Below are 3859 nucleotides of genomic sequence, written 5' to 3'. Positions count from 1 at the left end.
CTTCTGCCCTCTGCCTTCTGCCTTCTGCTGTTCAGGTCATCATCTCCTTCTCGACAAAATTGGTATAGACCTGACCCTCAATAAAAGCTGGTGTCTCTAGGATTTTTTGATGGAAAGTGAGGGTGGTGGTGACTCCGGTAATGGCACACTCCCTTAAGGCTCGTTTCATGCGCTGAATGGCCGCATCACGGGTGGGACCCCAAACGATTAATTTCCCAATCAGAGAGTCGTAATAGGGGGGAATTTCGTAATCGGGGTAAACATGGGAATCCATGCGCACCCCTGGTCCTCCTGGTGGTAGGTAAGCACTAATTCGTCCTGGTTGGGGACGGAAACCGTGGTCTGGGTCTTCGGCATTGATCCGACATTCGATGGCGTGACCTTTGAGAGTAACTTGGTCTTGGGTAAGGCTTAGTTTATCCCCTTCAGCAATTTTAATTTGTTCGGCGATCAAGTCTAGACCGGTGATCATCTCGGTGACTGGGTGTTCTACCTGAATTCGGGTGTTCATTTCCATAAAGTAGAATTCACCAGAGGCATCTAAGAGAAACTCTACTGTACCAACTCCGACGTAATTGATGGACTTAGCGGCCATTACCGCAGCATTACCCATTTTTTCCCGCAATTCTGGGTCAAGCACTGGGCTAGGGGCTTCTTCCAGTAGCTTTTGGTGACGCCGTTGGATCGAGCAGTCTCGCTCACCCAAGTGGATTGCGTTGCCGTGACTATCAGCTAAAATTTGAATCTCGATATGGCGAGGGCGTTGAAGAAATTTTTCAATATATACCCCGCCATTACCAAAGGCAGCTTGGGCTTCCCCTTGAGCGGCTTGGAAGAGTTTAATCAATTGGCTGTCATCCTGTACCAGGCGCATACCCCTTCCTCCACCACCAGCAGTGGCTTTAATCATGACAGGATAGCCAATTTGACGTGCGATCGCATGAGCTTCTTGCTCAGAGCTGACTAATCCATCACTTCCGGGCACTGTGGGCACACCAGCTCGTTGCATGGTTTCTTTGGCCGTAGATTTATCTCCCATGGCCCGGATCGCTTCTGGGGTAGGACCGATGAAGGCAATCTGATGATCAGCACAGATTTCAGCAAAACGGGCATTTTCTGATAGGAAACCATAGCCTGGATGAATGGCAGTGGCGTTGCGAGTGAGGGCAGCAGAAATAATATTGGGTATATTTAAATAACTTTTGTTGCTGGGGGGGTCCCCGATACAAACCGCTTCATCGGCCAGTTGGACATTAAGAGCATGTTGGTCAATGGTCGAGTGAACTGCAACGGTGGGAATCCCCATCTCCTCACAGGTTCGGATAATCCGTAAGGCAATTTCCCCACGATTGGCAATTAATATCTTTGAAAATTTCATAAAATAGCTTGGCTATATAGGGTTTTTAGTTGAGATGTAAAACTAGGATTGATGGGGAAGTGTGGGAAGTGTGGGAAGTGTGGGGAGGGTGGGGAGAAAGGTCGGTGTGGGGAGGGTTGGGAAATATAGTAAGTGTGGGGAGGATGGGGCGCAACATGGTTTATAAACTATTAAGGGTTTTTTTTGTCTTAATCCCTAATGCCTAGTGCTATCATGCCTAAATTGGGTTTACCCGTCAATTTAAGTTTCACAGCAATTTTGACAGTAATTTTATGATCCAGGCTTTGCAGCTCAGTACTGTTGTATGTTATCCTAAGAAACGGTTAGCAAATCGCGGATGTGGTGGAATGGTAGACACGCACGCTTGAGGGGCGTGTGGCGAAAGCCATGCGAGTTCGAGTCTCGCCATCCGCATTGATCAGCCAAGAGTTCTAGGCAACTTCCCAACGGGGAGCTTCGGCTCAGGGCAGAAGAAAAATAGATGAAAACATTATCATAAAAGGGATGCAGCACTATGGGACAAGGGCGCACCATTGCCTATTGCCTATTGCCTCTTGCCTATTCCCACACTCTTCTTCCCTCCCCTTCTCCCCACACTTCCCACCCTCCCCACCCTCCTCAGACTTCCGATTCCCGATTCCCGATTCCCGATTCCCGATTCCCTAAGCAATCACCTCTTCGTCACATCAGGCTGCTGAAACCGATAGATATCGCGAATCACGTTTACCCAACCATCACAAAGAGAGGCTAATAAGCGATCGCCTTTTTCCTCACTTGCTGCTGTGGCATCCCCGAGTACTCCACTCTGAGTCAGCCCCTTGGTCAGCCAAGCAAAGGACAAATTTCCTTCCATACTCAATAGACTATCTTCGGGCAATCCCTGGGGATATTCCTTTACTGCCCGATCCATTTTCACTTGACCGGGGAGTAGACAGAGCATGAGACTAGTTTCTAAATCCCCCCCATGAATCCCTAATTCTAATTCTTTCTGGGTAGCTAATTCCTTGGCCATGTTAGGCACGCCCCAGGTAAACAAGGGAAATACCATAAAATCTTCATGCTTGTGGTGAATATCCCGTGCTGCAATTTCCATCACTTGGGGTTGTCCGCCATGGGAATTCATCAGTACTAACTTCCGAAACCCACACCGATAGATACTATCAGCCATTTCCATCAGCACCGCTAGTAAGGTTTGAGCACTAAGGGTAATGGTGCCAGGAAAATGCCAATGCTCATTGGATTTGCCGTAATAAAGGGGAGGTAAGGCATAAGCCGGGATTTCTGGGTCTAAGCAGCCTAAGGCTTTGCCCAAGACTCCCACCCCAATCGCCGCATCTACAATCAGCGGTAAATGGGGGCCATGCTGCTCAATGGAAGCGACCGGCTGAATAATCACAACATTTTCTTTGTCTGGCATCTGTTCGATATCAGTCCAGGTCAGATAAGGGAAAAATCGTTCCGGAGGAATGAAATTATGCATAAGAGTGTGGGGAGGGTGGGAAGTGTGGGAGGTGTGGGGAGAGGGAAAAAATCCTCTGTAGTTCATAGGTATGAGAAACCCTATATAGTAGAATACTTTGCCCACCGGACTTTAATTAGTATTTTTTTACACTCAGGAGGTTCAGAGGTTCGTTCACGAGGTTCAGAGGCTGATGCGATCGCACTTACTTAAATTAGCCTACCCTTAGTGCTATAGTTTTTTACTCAGGACTTACCCACAGAATCCATGGGTAGGGTGGGCAAGGTTTTGCCCACCCTACAGGTAGCTACCCTTAGTGCTATAGTTTTTTACTTATCAAGCATCAAAGCTCGATAACCAGCTTGAACAAGGCGTTCCATACAAATAATGGTCATGTTCCATAGCCCAGTCTGATGGTGCTTCAACTGTTCCGGCAAATCCTTATAACACATCCCAGGCATTTTGGCTAGTAACTGTTGTCACTTCTGTCTCAATAGCAATCGCATAGCGCTTGCCGGGTTCGAGATTAACAGTTCTGTCTAACCGTAAAACCTCACCATCGAAGATAGCTGTTACTACAGGTATCTTTCGAGCTTCTGTGCTGTCAGCAGGTTGAGTTTTAACATCTTGGCGGAGGTGAATTTCCTGTATTAGGTCTGCCCAGCTAAAATCTTCTGGTAATTTATCGATTAATCTACGTGCTTCTTCTTTGAGATTAAGGCTTGCCATAAATTTTATCGTAAGCATTCAGCCGTCAGCCGTCAGCCGTCAGCCATTCGCGTTTGCGAAGCGTCGGCTTTGCCGAAAGCTTGGCCTATGGCCAAGGCCAAGGCTCACGCTGCTTGAGGTGGTTATTTTATTCAAAAGCACCTCAAGTAGCGCATTAGCTGATAGCTGATAGCTGATAGCTGAATGCTTACATTTTATCCTCCAAGTCATTAAGCTAGTGGGATCACTTTGGCTGATCAGGCTCACAGGCTCAATCACCAGGCTCACAGGCTGATGCGATCGCACTTGCCTAA

6 protein-coding genes and 1 tRNA gene are annotated in these 3859 nt (G+C 47.6%); 3 read left to right on the top strand and 4 right to left on the bottom strand.

Going from position 1 to position 3859, the window contains the following annotated elements:
* Positions 1 to 31 precede the first annotated feature (31 nt).
* On the bottom strand, positions 32 to 1378 hold the full coding sequence (accC, locus tag F6K38_RS36985) for an acetyl-CoA carboxylase biotin carboxylase subunit (protein WP_287359990.1): 1347 nt from the start codon (positions 1376 to 1378) through the stop codon (positions 32 to 34).
* A gap of 333 nt (positions 1379 to 1711) precedes the next feature.
* Between accC and F6K38_RS36980 the strand changes: the two genes are divergently transcribed.
* Both F6K38_RS36980 and F6K38_RS36975 read left to right on the top strand, forming a co-directional pair.
* Positions 1712 to 1792, top strand: a tRNA-Leu gene (locus tag F6K38_RS36980).
* A 90-nt stretch (positions 1793 to 1882) separates the two neighbouring features.
* Entirely contained in the window at positions 1883 to 2044 is a 162-nt protein-coding gene (locus F6K38_RS36975) for a hypothetical protein (protein ID WP_154659851.1), read from the top strand.
* Positions 2045 to 2048: 4 nt separating this feature from the next.
* On the opposite strand, the gene F6K38_RS36970 is transcribed toward F6K38_RS36975, so the two are convergent.
* Positions 2049 to 2858 (bottom strand): creatininase family protein, encoded by an 810-nt coding sequence (locus F6K38_RS36970; protein ID WP_008186603.1) that lies wholly within the window; start codon positions 2856 to 2858, stop codon positions 2049 to 2051.
* On the opposite strand from F6K38_RS36970, the gene F6K38_RS36965 reads away from it, so the two are divergent.
* Positions 2853 to 3050 carry a hypothetical protein gene (locus F6K38_RS36965; protein ID WP_131827281.1) on the top strand — a complete coding sequence of 66 codons (198 nt, stop codon included), beginning with the start codon at positions 2853 to 2855 and terminating at the stop codon, positions 3048 to 3050. The genes F6K38_RS36970 and F6K38_RS36965 overlap by 6 nt on opposite strands.
* 228 nt (positions 3051 to 3278) lie before the next feature.
* On the opposite strand, the gene F6K38_RS36960 is transcribed toward F6K38_RS36965, so the two are convergent.
* Together F6K38_RS36960 and F6K38_RS36955 are read right to left on the bottom strand one after the other, a co-directional pair.
* Positions 3279 to 3584, bottom strand: a complete 306-nt coding sequence (locus F6K38_RS36960) for a hypothetical protein (protein WP_287266207.1) — start codon at positions 3582 to 3584, stop codon at positions 3279 to 3281.
* Positions 3585 to 3605: 21 nt separating this feature from the next.
* Positions 3606 to 3859, bottom strand: a 254-nt coding sequence (locus tag F6K38_RS36955; protein ID WP_287359988.1) for a hypothetical protein, incomplete at its 5' end; no start/stop codon positions are given.

The sequence above is a fragment of the Moorena sp. SIO3B2 genome (genome assembly GCF_010692525.1).
GTDB classification, from domain to species: Bacteria; Cyanobacteriota; Cyanobacteriia; order Cyanobacteriales; family Coleofasciculaceae; genus Moorena; species Moorena producens.
The sequence above is the reverse complement of the archived record's forward strand: the minus strand, read 5'-3'. Positions and strand labels throughout refer to the sequence as shown.

Coding starts and splice junctions, on each gene's coding strand:
- accC (WP_287359990.1), bottom strand. CDS start 1,378: ATGAAATTTTCAAAGATATTAATTGCCAATCGTGGGGAAATTGCCTTA.
- F6K38_RS36975 (WP_154659851.1), top strand. CDS start 1,883: ATGCAGCACTATGGGACAAGGGCGCACCATTGCCTATTGCCTATTGCC.
- F6K38_RS36965 (WP_131827281.1), top strand. CDS start 2,853: ATGCATAAGAGTGTGGGGAGGGTGGGAAGTGTGGGAGGTGTGGGGAGA.
- F6K38_RS36970 (WP_008186603.1), bottom strand. CDS start 2,858: ATGCATAATTTCATTCCTCCGGAACGATTTTTCCCTTATCTGACCTGG.
- F6K38_RS36960 (WP_287266207.1), bottom strand. CDS start 3,584: ATGCTTACGATAAAATTTATGGCAAGCCTTAATCTCAAAGAAGAAGCA.